Annotated in this window: 17 protein-coding genes and 1 pseudogene; 8 read left to right on the forward strand and 10 right to left on the reverse strand. The window is 40.0% G+C overall.

From position 1 onward, the window contains the following. Positions 1-235 precede the first annotated feature (235 nt). Positions 236-676 carry a VOC family protein gene (locus VUI23_RS20900; RefSeq protein WP_216047749.1) on the reverse strand — a complete coding sequence of 147 codons (441 nt, stop codon included), beginning with the start codon at positions 674-676 and terminating at the stop codon, positions 236-238. 116 nt (positions 677-792) lie between these two features. Continuing rightward, positions 793-1,095 carry a DUF6482 family protein gene (locus tag VUI23_RS20905; protein ID WP_216047748.1) on the reverse strand — a complete coding sequence of 101 codons (303 nt, stop codon included), beginning with the start codon at positions 1,093-1,095 and terminating at the stop codon, positions 793-795. Positions 1,096-1,481: 386 nt separating this feature from the next. Between VUI23_RS20905 and VUI23_RS20910 the strand changes: the two genes are divergently transcribed. From VUI23_RS20910 to VUI23_RS20925, 4 genes are all read left to right on the forward strand, one after another. Next, complete coding sequence (locus VUI23_RS20910; protein WP_216047747.1) at positions 1,482-2,327, forward strand: DUF3014 domain-containing protein; 846 nt, start codon at positions 1,482-1,484, stop codon at positions 2,325-2,327. Positions 2,328-2,363: 36 nt separating this feature from the next. Further along, complete coding sequence (locus VUI23_RS20915) at positions 2,364-2,900, forward strand: DUF1285 domain-containing protein (protein ID WP_216047746.1); 537 nt, start codon at positions 2,364-2,366, stop codon at positions 2,898-2,900. A gap of 95 nt (positions 2,901-2,995) precedes the next feature. After that, positions 2,996-4,303 (forward strand): amidohydrolase family protein, encoded by a 1,308-nt coding sequence (locus tag VUI23_RS20920; protein ID WP_342805892.1) that lies wholly within the window; start codon positions 2,996-2,998, stop codon positions 4,301-4,303. A gap of 117 nt (positions 4,304-4,420) precedes the next feature. Continuing rightward, on the forward strand, positions 4,421-5,188 hold the full coding sequence (locus VUI23_RS20925) for a methyltransferase (protein WP_342805894.1): 768 nt from the start codon (positions 4,421-4,423) through the stop codon (positions 5,186-5,188). Positions 5,189-5,827: 639 nt separating this feature from the next. Here VUI23_RS20925 and tusA read toward each other — a convergent pair. Genes tusA through rph form a run of 3 tightly spaced genes read right to left on the reverse strand, consistent with a single transcriptional unit; the run spans position 5,828 to position 7,452 of the window. After that, positions 5,828-6,088 carry a sulfurtransferase TusA gene (tusA, locus tag VUI23_RS20930; protein ID WP_303500252.1) on the reverse strand — a complete coding sequence of 87 codons (261 nt, stop codon included), beginning with the start codon at positions 6,086-6,088 and terminating at the stop codon, positions 5,828-5,830. After that, positions 6,078-6,719 (reverse strand): orotate phosphoribosyltransferase, encoded by a 642-nt coding sequence (gene pyrE / locus VUI23_RS20935; protein WP_342805896.1) that lies wholly within the window; start codon positions 6,717-6,719, stop codon positions 6,078-6,080. Before pyrE ends, tusA begins: the two co-directional genes overlap by 11 nt. Positions 6,720-6,738: 19 nt before the next feature. Beyond that, the gene (gene rph / locus VUI23_RS20940; RefSeq protein ID WP_216047741.1) at positions 6,739-7,452 is read right to left on the reverse strand and encodes a ribonuclease PH; all 714 of its coding nucleotides are present in this window, start codon (positions 7,450-7,452) and stop codon (positions 6,739-6,741) included. Positions 7,453-8,034: 582 nt separating this feature from the next. Between rph and VUI23_RS20945 the strand changes: the two genes are divergently transcribed. Next, positions 8,035-8,898: a YicC/YloC family endoribonuclease gene (locus VUI23_RS20945; RefSeq protein WP_342805898.1), complete on the forward strand. Its 864-nt coding sequence runs from the start codon at positions 8,035-8,037 to the stop codon at positions 8,896-8,898. Between the two features lie 269 nt (positions 8,899-9,167). Here VUI23_RS20945 and VUI23_RS20950 read toward each other — a convergent pair. The 5 genes and pseudogenes from VUI23_RS20950 to VUI23_RS20970 all read right to left on the reverse strand — a co-directional run. Further along, a pseudogene (locus VUI23_RS20950) lies at positions 9,168-9,656 on the reverse strand (hypothetical protein); the annotation flags it as partial. A 54-nt stretch (positions 9,657-9,710) separates the two neighbouring features. Next, positions 9,711-11,471, reverse strand: a complete 1,761-nt coding sequence (locus VUI23_RS20955; RefSeq protein ID WP_342805900.1) for a response regulator receiver domain — start codon at positions 11,469-11,471, stop codon at positions 9,711-9,713. 3 nt (positions 11,472-11,474) lie between these two features. Next, a complete protein-coding gene (locus VUI23_RS20960) occupies positions 11,475-14,510 on the reverse strand; it encodes an ATP-binding protein (RefSeq protein ID WP_342805902.1) in 3,036 nt (1,011 codons plus the stop codon). Continuing rightward, positions 14,510-15,565, reverse strand: coding sequence for a DNA cytosine methyltransferase (locus tag VUI23_RS20965; protein ID WP_342805904.1), 1,056 nt, complete (start codon positions 15,563-15,565; stop codon positions 14,510-14,512). Before VUI23_RS20965 ends, VUI23_RS20960 begins: the two co-directional genes overlap by 1 nt. A gap of 135 nt (positions 15,566-15,700) precedes the next feature. Then, positions 15,701-16,168 carry a hypothetical protein gene (locus VUI23_RS20970; protein WP_342805906.1) on the reverse strand — a complete coding sequence of 156 codons (468 nt, stop codon included), beginning with the start codon at positions 16,166-16,168 and terminating at the stop codon, positions 15,701-15,703. A 344-nt stretch (positions 16,169-16,512) separates the two neighbouring features. Between VUI23_RS20970 and VUI23_RS20975 the strand changes: the two genes are divergently transcribed. The 3 genes from VUI23_RS20975 to VUI23_RS20985 all read left to right on the forward strand — a co-directional run bounded on the left by VUI23_RS20975 (position 16,513) and on the right by VUI23_RS20985 (position 20,183). Beyond that, a complete protein-coding gene (locus VUI23_RS20975) occupies positions 16,513-16,755 on the forward strand; it encodes a hypothetical protein (protein ID WP_342805908.1) in 243 nt (80 codons plus the stop codon). Between the two features lie 655 nt (positions 16,756-17,410). Further along, entirely contained in the window at positions 17,411-18,724 is a 1,314-nt protein-coding gene (locus VUI23_RS20980; RefSeq protein ID WP_342805910.1) for an AAA family ATPase, read from the forward strand. A gap of 349 nt (positions 18,725-19,073) precedes the next feature. Continuing rightward, entirely contained in the window at positions 19,074-20,183 is a 1,110-nt protein-coding gene (locus VUI23_RS20985) for an ADP-ribosylglycohydrolase family protein (RefSeq protein WP_342805912.1), read from the forward strand. The last annotated feature ends 130 nt before the right edge of the window (positions 20,184-20,313 follow it).

Raw genomic sequence — 20,313 nt, forward strand, 5'->3', positions numbered from 1 at the left:
CCCGATCTCCAAATAAAGTGTTGATGCCTAAAACTGGTGTTTTAGGGCTAAATCGTAAAAATCGGATTATACACTAGCTATAAGCGATAGTTTATCTCAGCCATAGAATTACTAGACATTTTACCGGATCGTAAGCGCCTTTGGTTTTGTAACCTGGCCTTTAGGCCATGGAAAGGTTCATTGTGCAAGCGGGCCTAAAGCACCCGCCTACAGGGAACGCTTTGTTAACGAATAATTACCACTCGCCGGTATTTTCCATCGATGCCCAAGGCTCTTGAGGGGCAAGAGCCTTACCTCGTTGCAGTAATTCAATGGAAATATTATCCGGTGAACGCACAAAGGCCATATGACCGTCTCTAGGCGGACGATTGATAACCACACCGGCATCACTTAGTTTCTGACATAAACCATAAATGTCATCAACCAAAAACGCTAGGTGTCCGAAGTTTCTGCCACCAGTGTAAGTTTCTGGATCCCAATTATAAGTCAGTTCCACTAAAGGAGCGTCATCTTTCTCTGCACGCTCTGCGTCTTCGGGAGCGGCTAAATAAACCAAAGTAAACCGACCTTTCTCATTTTCGATTCGCTTGCTTTCTTGCAAACCTAATTGCTCACAATAGAATTTTAAAGATGCATCTAAGTCTGCGACTCGCACCATAGTATGTAGAAATTGCATGAAAAACTTGCCTCTTGGGTAACGTTAAGCTTGTGTTTAATAACACCAATCTAGACAATATTGTCATTATTAACCGGCACCTCTAGTATGGTGGGTGATTTTAATTATTCAATCCTTTAGAGGGGTTGTTGCAAAGAAAATGGCAGTTTTAAACTCGCGCCTGTTTTAGCTGGATTACCGATCATTTCGTCATAAGGCGAGTCATGCACCATAACTGCCTGCAACACATCAATATCTGCAAAAGCCTCGCGAACTTGTTGAGTACTATTAAAACGCATTAATTCGTTGCCGTTGTATAACATGCCTTGCTCATTACCAATCCGTAATTTAAGTAAATAAATACTCATTTCAAACGATTGTAATTCAAGTTCATCTATACTTTGGTTTTGGCTTATCAATTGTTGATATTCGAATTTCATCTGCACTTCTCGACTAATGACAACTCTAGCGTGGTTTAGGATATATACGTTTAATCAGCAGATTTAGTTCATAGTCGCGAATAACGCTCAGTCGACTCTACAATTGATTGAACAACAAGCCCTTGTTTTTGATTGTTATATCCCAATCAAAATAGTAGAAACAAATAGTGACATGAGATTTGGAAGTAGTAGTATCTAAGAAGTGTTTATCTTTATCTGTATTTTTTAGTAAATGTCTGCCACTTAAAAGGAAGGCAATTACTTTAGCCGCTGAACAAATTGGCTGAAATAGATAAACAATTTACAGACTATTATTAAAAAAATTCAACGATTTGCTTCCTAGCTTGTCATAATATTATCTAGTTGCGTGTAATTTAGGAAAGAAAATGACTGACGAATCAAACCCCAAATCCATTAAGCCGCACATTATTCTAGCTGTGATTGTGATCTGTGTTGCAGTCATAGGTTATTTTGCTTTAAGCGGCAGTAATGAAACCGAAGAAGTCCCTGAGCCGATAATTGAAGCTCCCATTCCAGATCCAATCATTGACGAAAATGAGCAACAGCAATTCGACGAGTACGCTGTAGAAGACGAAGCTGAAATGATCGAAGAAGAACCTGTGCTTGTGGATTTACCGCCACCTGAACCGATTCCAGAGCCACTCGATACCAGCGATGCAGCGGTTAAAACATCGATTATTAGTTTAGCCAATTATGAAGCTGCGGCGAGTTTACTGGTAAATGATGACTTGCTTAGACGTTTTGTGGTTATGACCGAAAACGCTGCCAATCATAATATTGCGACTAATCATCAAGTAATAGTGCCGCCGGAACAAAAGTTTCGGGTGTATGAGCAATCTGATAAAAGTTTTATCGATGCAGCCAGTTTCAAACGGTACACGCCCTATGTAGAAACCTTAGATTCTATGGATACAGATTCGTTGATATCACTATACGAAACCTATAAACCGTCAATTACAGATATTTACGCTGAAATTGGCGACCCTGATGACGACTTTACCTTTGTATTAATGGATGCAATCAATCATCTGCTGGATACCCCAGAAGTACCTGTGCCCATCGAAGTTTATACTGATAGTGTGATGTACAAGTTTGCCGATGACCGTTTAGAAAGTTTGACCGCCGTGCAGAAGCAACTGCTGCGCACAGGACCAGAAAACATGCGTCGCATCAAAGCAAAATTGCGCGAAGTCAGAGATGCGTTGCAATAACAGCAATTCCACTAGGATGATTAAGGCTAGTATCTAATGGACTTATCTAAGCTACAAAGCCAACTTGCTCAGCAGCAGGGCAAAATACCGCCAGTAGAAAAGTGGAATCCAGATTTTTGTGGTGATATTGATATTCACATCAAGCATGATGGTAGCTGGTTTTATATGGGCACGCCCATTGGACGTAAACCACTAGTGAAATTGTTTGCTAGTGTTTTACGCAAAGACCAAGACGAATATTTCTTGGTCACGCCCGTGGAAAAAGTACGCATTAAAGTCGATGACGTGCCCTTCATTATCACTCAGTGGGACAAACAAGACGATTTACTCACCTTTAGCACACAAACTGACGATAGTTTTGTGGTCAGCACCGACAACCCAGTTGAAATACGCCAAGACGCAACGACTCAAGCAATGCTTCCTTATGTCAAAGTAAGACGTAACCTTTGGGCTCGCCTACATCAAAACGTATATTACCAACTTATCGAAATAGCCGAAGAAGTGGCCATAGATGGCAAGCAACAATTGCAACTTAGCAGCGGCGAATACACCTTTACTTTAGGCACATTTTAAACAAAAGTTTACAGTTGTTTAAGACGCTATTTTTGACCTGCTAAACAAATTAACCTAATGTTGATAACTCTTACAATATTGGCAGGGACTCCTTGATGATTAGCCGTAAATCTTTATTTTTAAAAACATCTTTTCTACTTATTACCACCGCGATACTGAACGTTAGCCATGCCGCAACCATTATTCATGCTGGCAAGCTGATTGCTGCGGATAATAACGACGTTCAAAACAAAGTATCAGTGATTGTTGAAGGTAATAAAATTAGCCGCATCGAAAAAGGCTTCACCCCAGCAGGTGATAATGATGAAATCATAGATCTTTCAGAGTACACGCTAATGCCCGGCTTGATGGACATGCATACCCATATCAGCAGTCAATTTGAAGGCCCTAGTACCTACATGGAACCCTTTGTTTTAAACGAAGCGGATTTTGCGATTAAAGCCGTGGTCTATGCCAAGAAAACCCTAGATGCAGGTTTTACTACCGTACGTAATTTAGGAGACGGTTACAATGAAACCGTAGCACTGCGTAAAGCCATCAATAGTGGCAAAGTCCCCGGTCCCAGGATATTCACCGCAGGTCAGGCGATCGCCACTACTGGTGGACACGCCGATTCGACCAATGGGCAAGCAAAAATAATTCGTCGCGATCTCGGCCCAGAAGAAGGTGTTATCAATGGTGTAGCAGAAGCCAGAAAAGCGGTTAGACAGCGCTATAAAGACGGTGCAGACTTGATTAAGATTACTGCCACCGGTGGCGTTTTATCAGTGGCTAAAAGTGGCCAAAACCCACAATTTATGGATGATGAACTACAAGCAATTGTCGACACAGCAAAAGACTATGGCATGACAGTCGCCGTGCATGCCCACGGCAAAGAAGGTATGCGCCGCGCTATTTTGGCAGGTGTTTCGTCCATCGAGCACGGTACTTACATGGATAAAGAAATCTTCAAACTGATGAAGAAACACGATATTTATTATGTACCTACTATTATGGCTGGAAATTGGGTGGCAGAAAAAGCCAAAATTGACGGTTTCTTTCCTGATTTGGTGCGTCCTAAAGCCGCTAAAATAGGTCCACTAATTAAGGCAACCCTTGCAAACGCATATAAATCAGGGGTCAACATTGCTTTTGGAACAGACTCTGGGGTTTCGGCCCATGGTGATAATGGACTTGAGTTTGTGCTTATGGTCGATGCTGGAATGAAGCCCATAGAAGTAATTCGAAGCGCGACCTATCATGGCGCGAAGTTGCTCAATGAATTAGACACCTTAGGCACGATAGAAGCAGGTAAGTTTGCTGATATGGTTGCCGTACATGGTGATCCGTTAAATGACATAAAAGAGATGCAAGATATCGATTTTGTTATGAAAAACGGGGAAGTTTTTGTACATAAACAGTAATCTCGGGCATCTTTTTCAATCTTCTGGAATGAAATTTGGTTATGCTCGGGTCTCTAATTATAAGTAACAATAAAACCGTAAACCACTAAGTAATCAAACATATACATGGAGAAAAGAATGAAATTACGTTCAACAGCTATTGCTTTGCTTACCACCCTTGGGTTAACTGCAAGCCTACCTTCTATGGCAGCGCATCACGAAGTTGGTGATTTAATCAAGACAGCCATGAAGTCAGATATACGGACCGAAGCTGAGATAAAGCGAGATCGCAACAGAAAGCCTGTTGAAACATTAGAGTTTTTCGGTCTTGAAGCTGATATGCGTATTCTTGAATTGTTGCCTGGCGGCGGTTGGTATACAAAAATACTTGCGCCAGTAGTACGTGACAAAGGCGAATATTATGCTGCGATTGGGACTGGCAATATTAAAGAGTCCCTTAGTAATCAGCCTGGTTTCGACAAAATGAACATTGTCGCTGAAGAAGCAAAACTGTATCGTAAAGACGGGGCACGGTTCTATTCATTAGATTTAGATTCGTTCGGCGTGAAAGATCTCGATATGGTATTGACCTTCAGAAATTACCACAACTTCTCTGAAGAAGGCCGTAAAGCTATGAACGTTGCCGCATTTGAAGCACTGAAGCCAGGTGGTATTTATGCGGTTGTCGATCATACTGCACGACACATGGAGCCAGCAAACAGTTCAAATGGTAGACGTGTTGACCCAGTTTTAGCCATCAAAGAAATTATCGAAGCTGGGTTTGAATTTGTTGATTACAGCGACCTTCACTACCGCGAAGACGATGAACTAGAATATGAAGTAGGTGCAAAATCAGTAACCGGTAATACCGACCGCTGGACGATTAAATTCCGCAAACCAGAATAATTTCAGCACCAATATCAAAAATGCAATATCTGTTGTAGGCGGGTGTTTTAACTCCGTGCAATTGTGCGATCTCCCATGGCCTAAAGGCCGTGCTACGGGAGCAATGTCTCTTGTAGGCGGGTGTTTTAACCCCGTGCAATTGTGCGACCTTCCATGGCCTAAAGGCCATGCTACGGGAGCAATGGCTCTTGTAGGCGGGTGCTTTAGCGCCGGGCAATTGTGCGATCTCCCATGGCCTAAAGGCCATGCTAGGGGAGCAATGTCTCTTGTAGGCGGGTGTTTTAACCCCGTGCAATTGTGCGATCTCCCATGGCCTAAAGGCCGTGCTACGGGGAATGTCTCTTGTAGGCGGGTGTTTTAACCCCGCGCAATTGTGCGATACTCCATGGCCTAAAGGCCGTGCTAAGGGGAATGTCTCTTGTAGGCGGGTGTTTTAACCTCGTGCAATTGTGCGATCTCCCATGGCCTAAAGGCCGTGCTACGGGGAATGTCTCTTGTAGGCGGGTGTTTTAACCCCGCGCAATTGTGCGATACTCCATGGCCTAAAGGCCGTGCTAAGGGGAATGTCTCTTGTAGGCGGGTGTTTTAACCTCGTGCAATTGTGCGATATTCCATGGCCTAAAGGCCGTGCTACGGGAGTTACACGCCTTTACGGATGAGATAAATATAGGGGGCGGATTCGGTATGGGAACACACTAATGTATGCCCCATGAATCGACAAAAACTCGGCATGTCGCGAGTTGTCGAATGGTCATCAGCTATCACACTTAATGACTCACCTTCTTGCATATTGCGGACCTTCATACGAACCATCATTACCGGCTCTGGACATCTAAGCCCCAGCGCATCAAGATGATAATCAGCGGCAAACTGCTCCGGAATCGTAAAATCAGATCCCATAGTCCTGCCGATATTGTTCGATGTTAGCCAAATGTTCCGCCATTTCAGGCTTCAGTTTTAAGTACTCAACTAAATCACCGAGATTAATAATAGACACAACTTGCGTACCAAAATCACGCTCGACTTCTTGAATAGCTGACAGCTCACCTTTGCCTTTTTCTTGGCGATCCAAAGCGATTAACACACCAGCAAGCGTTGCGCCGTGGGCATCAATAAGTTGCATTGATTCACGGATAGCCGTACCTGCGGTGATCACATCATCCACCAGCATGATTTTGCCGTTAAGAGGACTGCCCACCAAAGTACCACCTTCACCATGAGCTTTGGCTTCTTTACGATTAAAGCAATAAGGTGTATCGATGTTATGTTTGTCAGCTAATGCAACCGCCGTAGTGGTCGCAATAGGAATGCCTTTATAAGCTGGACCAAACAACACATCGAATTCAATGCCAGAGTCAATTAATGCCTGTGCATAAAATTGCCCAAGTTTAGCCAAGTCATTGCCGGTATTGAATAAACCAGCATTGAAAAAATAAGGGCTCAATCGCCCTGATTTCAATGTAAATTCACCAAATTTCAATACATTGCGAGCTAAGGCAAATTCAATAAATGCTTTTTGATAATCTTGCATATCTTTTTATAAACCCGTTCTAGTTTAACGAACTTTTTTGAACATCGAACAACTCACGCAGACCATGTTTAGCTAATTCAAGCATCTCGCTCATTTCGTCAAAGCTAAACGGTTCGCCTTCGGCAGTACCTTGAACTTCAATTAATTTGCCAGTTTCAGTCATCACCACGTTCATGTCGGTTTCAGCGTCAGAGTCTTCCAAGTACTCTAAATCAGCGATAGCGTTACCTTTATAAACACCCACTGATAATGCGGCAATCATAAACTTAAGCGGATTCGCTTTTAAAATACCTTTGCTGCGCATATAAGTTAAAGCATCAACTAGAGCAACACATGCACCGGTAATAGACGCGGTACGAGTGCCACCATCAGCCTGAATAACGTCGCAATCTAGGGTAATCGTATTCTCACCCAATAATTTTAAATCAACCGCTGCGCGTAAAGAGCGAGCAATTAAACGTTGAATCTCTAAAGTACGTCCACCTTGCTTGCCACGAGCCGCTTCACGACCTGAGCGAGTATGGGTAGAGCGCGGAAGCATGCTGTACTCAGCAGTGATCCAACCTTTACCTTGGCCTTTCATAAAGCGCGGCACGCCTTCTTCAACGGTAGCGTTACAGATAACTTTGGTATTACCAAATTCAACCAACACCGAACCTTCAGCATGACAGGTAAACTGGCGAGTTATAGTAACAGGACGGATTTGACTGGCAGTTCTTCCACTTGGACGCATTTTTAAACTCCTAATTGATATGGCGCAGGATTATAACGTAACTCAACCAAATGTTGCAGTTAGCGACGAAATAAATCCCAAACTTGTACAAAGCGGCTTTAACCCGTCGATATTCTAGGTCAAATCCCATGGCCTAAAGACCATGCTACAAAATAAATTTACCATCCCTCCCTGTAAGAGGCGGCTTTAACCCGCCGATATGCTAGGTCAAATCCCATGGCCTAAAGACCATGCTACAAGATAAATTTACCATCCTACCCTGTAGGAGGCTGCTTTAGCCACTCGACATTCCACAGCAAATCCCGTGGCCTAAAGACCATGCTACAAGATAAATTTACCATCCTACCCTGTAGGAGGCTGCTTTAGCCCCTCAATATTCCACAGCAAATCCCATGGCCTAAAGACCATGCTACAAAATAAATTTACCATCCCTCCCTGTAGGAGGCGGCTTTAACCCCTCAACATTTCAGCGCAAATCCCGTGGCCTAAAGGCTAAGCTGCGAATAACAAAAACCACTGCGAATTTTGTTAATAACGCGTAAACTATGCCAGCATTCAAATTTAAATTATTGAGGAATACCCATGATATATAGCATGACAGCATTTGCCCGCAACGAAATAAAAGCAGAATGGGGCACCGCAATATGGGAAATTCGCTCGGTTAATCAACGCTACCTAGAAACCTTTTTCCGCCTTCCAGAGCAGTTTCGCTCACTCGAACCAATGTTAAGAGAACGTTTTAGAAAACGTCTTCAACGGGGCAAAGTAGAATGTGCATTACGCTATATTCCCAACGATGCAGCAGCAGGCGAGCTAAGTCTTAATGAAGATCTTGCCAAACAGCTACTAAAAGCCGCCGACTGGGTACAATCTCACGGCCAATCAAGCGGCGTAAACCCCGTCGATATCCTGCGCTGGCCTGGCGTTATTGCCACGGTGGAAACCGATATGGACAGCATTCAAACCGACATAATGAAAGGCTTTGACGACACTCTCAACGACTTCATCCAAGCTCGCGCGGCAGAAGGTGTTAACTTAAAAGAAATGATTGAACAACGCCTTGCAGGAATACAAGAACAAGTCAAAATCGTGAGCGCCAGAATGCCAGAAATCATCACATGGCAAAAAGAGCGACTATTAAGCCGCTTCGAAGAAGCAAAAATCGAACTTGAAGCGGGCAGAGTAGAACAAGAGATGATCATGCTTGCACAAAAGGTCGACGTCGCCGAAGAACTCGACCGACTCAACTCCCATATTGGCGAAACTCACAACATCCTCAATAAAGGCGGCGCATGCGGCCGAAGACTCGACTTCATGATGCAAGAATTCAATCGCGAATCAAACACCCTAGGCTCAAAATCTATTCACGCCGACATCACCCAATCAGCGGTAGAGCTAAAAGTGTTAATTGAGCAAATGCGCGAGCAAATTCAGAATATCGAGTAATCGTTAACTAAGATTAAAATAGATTTTTTAATATTAATCAATAATTAACGGTGCATTATTGCTTTAAGGCAATCTAATTTAATCCAGTTAAATTAAAATTAAAGTATGACAGACGTTAAACTTGGATATAGGGTTTGACTATCTGTCATACTTTTGGTCAATCATATTGAATTCATCAAATAAACATTTCGAAATAGTAAGTAAAATCAAATCAGGCAAAATTAATGATGCGACTATAAAAGCGTTATTAATTACTGGCATTGAGAGCTTCACCCATAAATTTCCAGACATTTGTCTCTAGCTTTTCTATTTCTTTCATAAACATTGACTGAAATAGTAGCCTTAGTGCCTTCAAAGTATTTCAAAGGTTCTTGAATTTCATCAGGGTAATAGAAATTTTCATTTTTAGATATTATTGGCTTCCATATGATTTCGACAGGAGAGCTATCTTTATATGTTTCAGTCAAGACTTGCCCACCGTAAGTAAACTTTTTTCTTGAGTCATTACGGTAAAAAATACAAACGTTAGCATTATGAGATAATAAGCTTTGTATACTGGGGTGTATGAGCTTCGAACCACCTTTACCATACCACTTAAACTTATTACCTATTTTTTCATTTTTGTAATTATGTCCAGTGCGGCCAGTAGCACCAATATTCACAAACAAATACCATATATTATTACACTGTGTATAGCCAGTGTCCCAGTTACCTCTTTGCTTTTCGATTGGTTCACATAACAACTTATATATATCTTTCTTAGAGTATTCTTAATCCAATTTGAAATATTAATCATGAGACATGACATTACCCTAAAGTTGCTTTTGTCTTAACCATTCAAATGAATCACTCCCCACTCTAGATATTTGAGCAGCCAAATTATTAACAATGTCTTGAGTTATAAGTTGTTTAAGCTCGCCATACCATTCAAAGCGAGTGTTATTGGAATTTTCGACGAAAAAATATTGACGCTCTTCTAAAGATGATAAAACAACCTTACTATCAGTATCTGGTAAAAAATCTAACGTTCGTACAGTAGTTGCTTTACAAGAAATAAAAAGCTTTAAGTGCTCATTGTTTGCTTTCTTTATTACATGTGTAAACTTTCCTTTCTTCTCCGTAACCTCAGAAATTTGCAAAAATGTAAAGCTTGTAGTGCTTTGTAAGCGAACACTGTCACATAAAGGCTGAATACATATATAATATTCACTTGTCTCTTCATTTTTTACTATTGTTCCCTGCTTCAATGAGGGTGCTCTACATAACAAAATTTCCTGGGAGCGTCTTGTATTTTCAATTGAACATAAGTCCAGCAAAGGCTTTTCCGAGGGTTCATTTATTGACAATTGAATTGCTTCTCTTTCAAAACGCTCTATAGGTTTAAGCGTTTGATGTTTAACTTGTATTGCATTATTAATATTTAGAATAGGGTCAATCTTTTCTTGGTCTGATTCACCAGCCAACAATCTTTTAGCTTTTGGACTAGCTACGATGTTTTTTTGACTGGCTTCCATACCTATTTCTTTTAGGGTCTCTTTTAAATCTTCGGCTAATAAAAGCCGCTTCATCTGTGTTCGATCGAAGGTTAGTTTCTCCTCATCAGATAACTCCAAGAAAAATGATTTTTTAAGGTCATCTACTTCAATAAAATCAGGCCAAGCATTTATGATCTTTTTAGATAGACTACCTTTAACTTTTTCATTTATCTGTAAACTTGATTTAAGCTCTTCAGAAATTAATTCAACAGCGTAGTCGAACGCAACGTCATGAGCTTGCTCTCTCATTTTAGGTGATGAGATCAAACCTAAAATATGGGATACATATGCAGGATCAAGAGTGCTATTAAACTTATGTAAAAGATTATGTGTATTATCACGAATTGATGCTATCGAAGACACGACAGCGTTCGACAATAATCCAGTCGTAAGATTAGCAAAAGAATTAATCAAAAAATCACATAACTCAACCTCTTGTTTATCAGCCTTATTAACCACCTCAATTTTCCAATGAGTTAGCTCGGGTAACTCAAACGTAATAGTCCTTTCTTCTAATTTTGAGTGTAAGCCAACAAGTGATTTTACAAGTATATCAGCAACATCTTTAGCATTCTCAGCTGTATATATGCAAATCAATCGAGTTCTTCCACCTTCAGCAATATCAATCTCAGATATTTTAAGTGTTGTATCTATTGCAAATTTTCCATCAGGGCCAGCTTTTTCCATTTGCCAATCTAATATAGTGATATCTGCATTCTTAGAGGTATTTACGACTGCTTGCAATGAAGAATCGACGTCACCTTCAGGGGAAAAACCACCACATATAATTCCTTTACTTGCAAATTCGTGAGATAAATCTTGATAATATAGCTCATGAGAAAGAGCTGTGGTTGCTTGCTGTTTGTCATCATCAGCTTCAAACTCACCAAAACCAGTATCATCAGGCTCAGCTAATTTTTCATCATCAAAAGCAGGTCTTGCTTTAAATCTAATGTTGTCATCAACGGCAACTACCGATTGTAAAAAGTGCTGTGCAATCATTTTTGAGTTTTCTTTAAAACTTAACACTGGTGTCATCCCTTACGCCTCTGCATTGATTAAATCTTGTTCTAGTTTGGGTGTTATAGTAAAGCTAGCACCTTCATTGGGGTTATATGGTGCTAAAGATATTTCAAATCCCTCATCTTCTAGTGTCTTTCTTACCACGTATAAACCCATTCCTCGTCCGCCAGCCTTTCGAGAAAAAGCAAATTCGAACACATTTTCTTTATCTATGGTAGGAATACCAGGCCCTGAATCTTTAATAATAAAACCAGTATTAGTAGCATCTAACGTAATCACCTTTTCTCCACTAGCTTTGCCGAGCCAAAAAATAGAGTTATCGATTAGGTTTATGATTGCGGGGTATATGGTAGAGGTAAATCCTATAATGCTTTGCTCTAGAAACTTATCGGTTACCTTTAATTGAATTTTTTCATTGGCTAAACGATCCCAGAAAACACTATTAACAAAATCTGATACCGCTTTACCTGTAATCGTTACTTTCTTTCTAGTTAATCTTCTAGTGAGTGGTGTGAACACTTTTAGGTAACCTTCAAGGTGCTCAAAACCGCTCCGAATATCTTGGTATATCAAATTGAGCTTTTCATTTTTACTTGCCCAAGGTTGCATTTCTTTCAATGCTCGCCTTATCCCTAACACATTCCCGCTAAACTCATGGTGTATAATTCCAATCGCCATACCTAAATGTACCATTTCAGAATTTTGATCATTTACTTCTTTTAGATGTTCATATTCCGACTCAATAACTTCAGTAAGTTTATTTCCTGATATTGAATTTTGCTCATTACCTTCTCTGATTGTCTGTATTTGATCAGCTATATGCTCTACTTTTTCAAGAACCATATTTGCAGTTTCAGTTATTTTCCCTTCAAGAGAGGCTTTCAGCTCATATAACTCATCTGTTGATTTTTCGTTAAAGCTTACAGAAGAAAAATCATGCTTCACCTGTTCTAAGTTTTCTTTGGCTATCGCTCTATTCTTAGATATTTCACTCTTTGCCCAGCCTTCTAATTCTTCTAATACTTTATTAGCTTTGTTATAAACTGCATTAAGTTGTTTTTGTTGATATTCAGTTTGCGAGTCGATTGAGTCACTGAAACGCCTACGCATCCCTGTTCGGTTTCCAAATTTATCTTCAAACTCTACCAAACGCTTTTCAGTTTTTGCCTTTAACTCATTAATATTGCTTTGGATTTTATCTTTTTTAACTTTATACATATCGCACAGGTCTGTTAGCGCTTTACCAAACCCTACTCCTGCTGGAAACGTAATATTTAGATTATTTACTAATGGTTTTAGTCCATTTGATAAGATTTCTTGAACTTCAAAAATAAAATCATCGACAGACTCAAATTGCCCATCAAAATCTTTAAATTTATAATTAATTTTCTCAGATATACTTGTTAATCGACTGCTCCAATAGTCATTATCGTAACGTTTGAAAAACACTTCTAGTTGCTCTTGCAGCCTTTTTTTCTTGGTGCTTGTAAGGTTTTCTCGCTTTTTAAGTAAGTCATATGCTTCTTGATGTCTTGACCTTATGTGTACAAATTGTTCTGATAGGTCACCTTTTTCATTAAAAAAATCGCGTGCTGCTTGTATAAAGAAGTTCTCTAAAATTGATTTGAATTGTTTATAAGCCTTATTTTCTATAAACCCTTCTCGGCCAGCTTTCTCGTGTAATGCATAATTGTATTCTTTAGTTAGCTCGACGCTTCCAAGCATCCTACGATAGGAAAAGAAAGCTTGACCAGTCTTACTTCTTCTTTGCTCAATGTGTAAAAAATCAACATCTGAATCACCATAAGGAAGAACGCGAATTCCATCTCTATAAATGTACAACCCACCGATTTTGTTGGTTTTATGGTAAATTTCTTGCCATAAGACATTTGGTAATTTTGATTCTCTGGCAGTTCCCATAATGACAGCCAAATTAATTTTAAAATGTCCACAAGATACAGGCTTGTTAAGTCCTTCAGGCCAAGACAATACATATTCTCTTTTTTCTTCACCATAGATAGTTACTGTACCTGTAAACTGACCAAATTCGTTGAATGAGCCTTTGATATGATGGTCAGATTGCTCAAATTCCTGTGGAGTAAAAAAGATTGATTCACTTATTCTATCGACGACTGAGCCATCTGCTGTGTGGTCTCTAAAACGAGCCAAAATAGGTGGTTTATTATCTTTGTCCATTGTATTGGTAAAACCAAGCAAAGCTTTTTCTAAACGAGATGCTTGGTCTGTCGCAGCTCTTGCAGCTGAGTCGCCTTCAACCTCTTCATTTAAGATCTCATCTACTGGGGATATGACAAAGTGAGTTCCAAAACCGTCTTCATCTAAATAGAGCTTTCGAGTTGATGTGATACCATCACTTTCTAATTGGTCATCGACTTTAGCATCAAAAGCTTTCAAGTTTCGATACCAGACTTCAGGATTGAATTCAAAGGAGTCGATCTGATGAACAACAGCGTCAATTTTATCTTGAGATATTTTATTATTTAATGATTTTACATTGTCTTTTGCTTGTGATAACAAATTTAAAAACTGGTCATTTGTTATCATTTGATTATTTCTAATTTCAATTAAAGGGATGTCTATATCGCTTAAATCTAGAGCAGGAAGTGAAAATAAAGTCCAATTTATAAAGCTCGCAACTAGGGCTGATAAACCATCCTCTCTTTTTGCCCTAGTCAAAACTAGTACCTGAGGACCTATAGCAGCAATTGATAGTCGGCCTATACCTTTCTCGCCCATAACAGGACGAAGGGCTTTCGACATGTTTGTTGCAGGTAAAGCAATGCTATTTTCATCAACAAACTTGCTGTCTGTGCCTATTGTTAGCCATCGCTCTTCAAATTCATCACGAGTCATCCCAAGACCATCGTCTCGAAGAATTAAAAGGTTCCTTTTACGTATGTAATCGACTTCTACATTGTCTGCATACGCATCATGTGCATTCTTAAATAATTCGCTTAAAGCTGTTGGAATACCTGCTATTTGCTGCCTTCCTAACATATCCAAAGCTCTTGCTTTTGTTTTAATCTGAGCCATTACTCTTGTCCTTCCTGAACGCGATTAAAATGATTTAAAATTGCTAAACCAAAATTTCTAGCCAACTCGCAGGGTACGGCATTTCCTATTTGTTTAGCCATGGAAGTAAGTGTACCTGAAAAAATATAGTCGCTTGGAAATGTTTGAAGGTTTGCAGCTTCCCTCATGCTTATTGGCCTATTTTGATTTACATCTGGATGACCAAATCTACCATTAGAGTAACCATTACATCTTGTAGTTAGTGTAGGTGATGGTTTGTCCCAACTCATCCTCCCATATGTGTCGTAGTGCCCGTCATAATCTTTATGAGCTTTATTTATCAACCTGGTGGGCCAATTCCTTCTATCGCCCCCTTCAGGTGTCAAACTAATTCGTTCAAGATTGATAGAATCTAAATTAGAGCATCTATGAACTGGATCTTCGCCAGATACTTCTCCCGCGCGAAGTGGTGGTAGCATAAAAATTGCGTCTCTGACTGTAACGTATGGGATACCATTTACACCGTGTGTTTTCTCTGGTTCCTCTATTCTTCCGAGTCTACTTGCTAATAGAACCAACCTTTTTCTTTTTTGTGGAACGCCGTATTCTTCGGACTTTGCGATAAATTTTAAGTGTTGGTAGCCGTTTTTTGACAAGAAAGATAGAAAGCGACAGAATGGCCCTTCGACATTAGGGTTAACATTTTGCATTCCTGGTACATTTTCAAGCAATATATATTCAGGATTAAAGGCTAATATAAACCGATGTGTTTCATCTAAAAGAGTTCTTCTAATATCAGCATCAGACTTTTTATTGTTTTGATTGGAAAATGGCTGGCAAGGAGCACATGTACATATTAACAAAGGCTCTTCGGTTATATTGGGAACTTTAGTCACAATATCTTCAACTGTTATATTTCTAACATCATCTAAAATAAACTGAGCGTTTGGGAAATTGGCTTTATAAGTCGAAGCAGCATTCGGTTCGAAATCTATCCCTAACGAGATATTACAACCAGCCTGTTCTAATCCTTTGCTTGCCCCGCCGCAGCCACTAAAAAAGTCAATTACATTCAACGTTTATACTCAAAAAACTATAATTATTCTCGTGTATATGGTATCAGGTTGGTATCGTACCGTCACTAGTGGGTCGATGCTACGATAACAAGATTGTCTCAGCTTCAAGACATTCCTCGCTATGATCTTATGTAGCTAACAAAAAGCAAGTTCATACTCTTTTTGCTTTTCTAAATTAAGTAATGATATTTGGTCATTTGTTAAATATTCTATTGCTAGTTTAGGACGATTATCCCGCGACATTTGTGCTGCTAATGCTTCACGTAGTCCTATCTCAATAGGGGCATGCTCAAAGTCAGACGGAATTAATTCTGAAAGCTCTTCTGCGTTAGCAAAAATATGAGCCTTGACTTTATGCCTTGAGCAAGCAACATAGCTGTGTGCACGATCCAAATATTGGGTGTAAAAGACAAACACATCACCATCGATTGTTAAGCCTTGAGAACTATAGACTGTTTGAGCATAGGCTTGAGTTAAATAGGCGTGGCCATCTTCGTTGCAGTAATCTGAGATCATGAACTGAGTATGTCTACCTGAGTCCAAAGCAACTCGAATCCAAATGTCACCATCTTCCATAAGCTGGATTTTAGTTACTGTTCCCAAATCACCGTTTGTTATATCTCGGTCGCTTACAGTGCCTTTAACATCGACATTTTCTTGCCCTACAACGCCTTCGCGTTTGCAATTCGTGGCGCATACGACGATTTAACTGAAGAACATCATTCCAACTTTGCGCAATAACCATCGATTTTTTATCTGTGACGAGTCGGTTTTATCCGATCACATATAATAAGCTAAAAACCATTAGACATATCACCCCGAAGACAACAGAACAATTTTTAACTTCCGTTCTTATTACTCTAGAAAATAGAGTATTTATTCGTGGCCTCTCATTGCAATTGTCAATGATTGAAAGTGACCAGAAACCTAAGATATGGTTTCCAAATTTGACGAGAGTAATAGCCCGACATGAAGCCGTTGAGATTGTAAACGAACACGACTTTCACCCAGGTCCGAACTTCAGTGAGTTTAAAAAGAATGAATTGAGAGATAGGCTTTATAAAAGGTTTCAACACCTAAAAGAACTGGGTAGCAAAGGCAAACAAAAACAGCTTGCTATTGAATTCGGATTATCTGAACAGCGAATATCGAAATTATTAAAAGAACTTAAGAACAAAGGTATTACATAAAGGATGACATAAATTTATTGATTTAATATTATTTTATTAAAATCATATATATATTAAGCTTGTATATATTCAGATCCAGAATATCGAGTAGGAAATCATAAGGTATCGCTAAGTCCCACACAGCCTTAAAGGGTGCGGGACGCAGTGGGACTTCGTTAGTTAATTGAATTTTACCTCTAACGAAGTCTCTAGTTAAATCATACCGTTGCAATGTGGAATAAGACTGCTAAATTGGCCGTTGGATAGAATCGTTAATTACTTGAACTACATTGAATCAAACGATGCTTTATTTTTTCTCTCTACTCTCAAGAGGATAACGAGATTAAGTCTTTATATGTGATGGCATCGACACATGAAATTGATATGTCGATCGGATCGACATGAACTGCTCAGATCTAGACTCGCTCTACCTCGAATTTTTAGCCATTTGATGGTTGACAGCTTAAAACCGGAGAAAAAGCGAAACTAAAACTTCATTTTTATAATGATATTGAAAATATAGTTTCACTATGAATGCTACCTGTTCAAGAACAAAACAAACTAAACAACACTTTTATGCGCATATAAATGTAAAACTCCACACTTTTCTGCGCGTAAAAATGTAAAATAGGTTATAGTATAGGCTGTTAACAATCTTAATTGGCAGGAAATGACAATGCAGCGTCACTTACTCAACGCCCTAATTGCATGGAAAAACCAACCTGTGCGCAAGCCATTATTGATCGATGGCGCAAGACAAACGGGTAAAACCTATCTGCTGCAGGAGTTGTTTGGAAACACCTTTACCAACATCCTTCGTATCGACTTTCTTGAAAATCCTGCCTACAAAGAAGCGTTCGATGGCTCACTGTCACCTGACGAGCTACTAATGAACATTGAACTGTTGACCAATCGGGCGTTCAACCCAGAAACGGACCTGCTGATCTTAGATGAAATTGGCGAATGTGAACGCGCCGTTACCTCACTAAAGTTTTTTGCTGAAAAAGCACCTTCCTATTTTGTCGCGGCCAGCGGCTCGAATATTGGTTTGCTCAACACCTTCCCTGTTGGCAAGGTAGAACAATACAATTTACGACCACTGACCTTCCAAGAATTTATTTATGCATCAAACGAGCAAGCGCTGATCAAAGCGTTTGATAGTCAAGCAAGCACACCTGCTGTGCACACTAAATTGATGGATAAACTAACAGACTACTTTTTTACGGGTGGTATGCCGGAAGCAGTTTCTGCTTGGTATCAGTTTAAGGATTCAAGCATTCTAGAGCGTGTTGAAAGAGTCAGTAAGATTCATGCCGATTTAGTTGAAGGTTATCGTCGCGATTTTGGTAAATACGCGGGCAAGGTCGATGCCACAATAATTGAATCGGTGTTTAATAGCATTCCAGCGCAGTTATCACTTGTGAGCGATGAGTCCGTTAAACGCTTCAAATTTAAACATGTTCTTGAGCGTAAATCTCGTTATAGCGATTTTGAAACCGCAATCCATTGGCTTAACAGTTGCCGCTTAGCCTTGCCAAACTATCCTATTGAAGGATTGCCGAAATCACCTCTTGCGGCCTATAAAAAAGAGAATATGGTTAAGCTGTTTATGTTTGATGTGGGCATGCTCAATCATATGCTGGGCAGTAGTTATAAAGAGATTAAGCAACAAAACTATGAATATAAAGGATATGTGGCAGAAAACTTTGTGCAGCAAGAGCTCACTGCCATTGGTGTTGAACCAAGTTATTCATGGAATGACGCCCGCGCCGAAATCGAATTTATTTTGGCAACAGATGAAGGAGATATCATCCCTGTAGAAGTAAAAAGTGGCAAACGTACAAGAGCAAAATCGCTGGCATCCTACGTTGAAAAATGTGCACCAAGTAAAACCTTTAAGTTAACTGGCACACAAGGCTCATCAGCGTTAGAACAAACCAATATCGTGATGCCCTTGTATTTCACCCAGTATTTACCACAGAGATGGTAAAAGCGCTTTGCCTATAATCTCGAGATCTAACTTTCGATATTCAGCTTTATCAGGCGTGGACACCATTGCGAATGCCCATTGCACACTGTCTGCAGTATTTTCTGTCTTATAAGGTTTTGGAATTCAGCTAACCCCAAAAGAATTTTCAACCCTTGTTTCTAATTCTTTAGCGGATAAATCATTTATGCGAGATTTGATAGAGTTAAATGAATTCGATGTAACGGACTAATATACTTAGATAAAATGAAAGATAGTATACTTTCTAAAACACAAAATTTAGGCTCTCAAACCGCTTTGCATTCGACAATGGAGGTTTAGAGTTGCCAGTGGTTAATAAATAGGGAATACCGTGTCTGAATCAATCAATTCTGAAATACATGATAAATTCATTGGCTGTATGCTTGGCGGGGCTATAGGTGATGCGTTTGGCGCGCCTGTAGAATTCATATCACGAGAACGCATTCTTGCCTTGCATGGCAAAGAAGGCGTCACATCATTGTTACCAGCTTATGGCAAAGTTGGGGCGATTACAGACGATACCCAGATGACCCTTTTTACCGCAGAAGGTTTGTTAAGGGCTTATGTGCGGGGGAAGCATAAAGGCGCGACTTCGTGGTTAGGCTGTATTGGTCATGCATATCAGCGCTGGTTACAAACCCAGTCCCACTCCTCGCCGAGTAATTTAACCGTAAGCAATGACGGACTTCTTTGGCAATACCGAGAGCTCCACGACCAGCGCGCCCCCGGTAACACTTGCCTAAATGCACTCAGCACAGCAGGGGGATTTGAAGAGTTAGCATTCAATGACAGTAAAGGTTGTGGGGGGGTGATGCGTGTTGCGCCTATCGGTTTATTTTGCTGGCGCTTAAAAGACAGTTTTACCCTTGAGGAATGTTTTAAGCTTGGCTGTGATGCCGCACAACTTACTCATGGTCATCCTACTGGCTATTTGGCCGCGGGGGCATTTTCCGCCATCATTTATCAGATATTAGACGGTTACACCTTAGTCGACGCCACACTTTCCGTTATCCCAATACTGAAAGAACAACGCAGCGCTGAAGAAACCATTAATGCCATCGAGCAAGCTCTAAGTCTATCGAAAACACAAAGCGATTATGCAAAAGCGATTCAACAAATGGGTGAAGGATGGATAGCCGAAGAGGCACTCGCCATTTCATTATATTGTGCAATAGTCGCCAATGATTTAAATCATCTGATGAGCATATCCGTAAGCCATGATGGCGACTCTGACTCTACTGGAGCTATCTCTGGCAATTTATGGGGAGCGCTTTATGACGTGACAAGTATTGATCAGCAACTTGTTCAACAGCTGGAGTTATCCGAAATCATCGCAGAGATAGCCAAAGATTTGTTTGAATTTCCAACTTGGGGCATTGGTCCTTATGCGTCAAACCAGAGTTTTGATAATGCCATATGGAATAAATACCCTGGATATTGAACCTTTGCTATTTATATTATCGATTTTATAAAGTCCGTATAAGCGCTACAAAAAAAGCCTATCGTCACGATAGGCTTTTTAAATAACCCAATGTAAGCTTGTTTATGCCTTCATTGGGTGAATAGATTTT

Source organism: Alteromonas sp. M12 (assembly GCF_037478005.1).
Taxonomy (GTDB): Bacteria; Pseudomonadota; Gammaproteobacteria; order Enterobacterales; family Alteromonadaceae; genus Aliiglaciecola; species Aliiglaciecola lipolytica_A.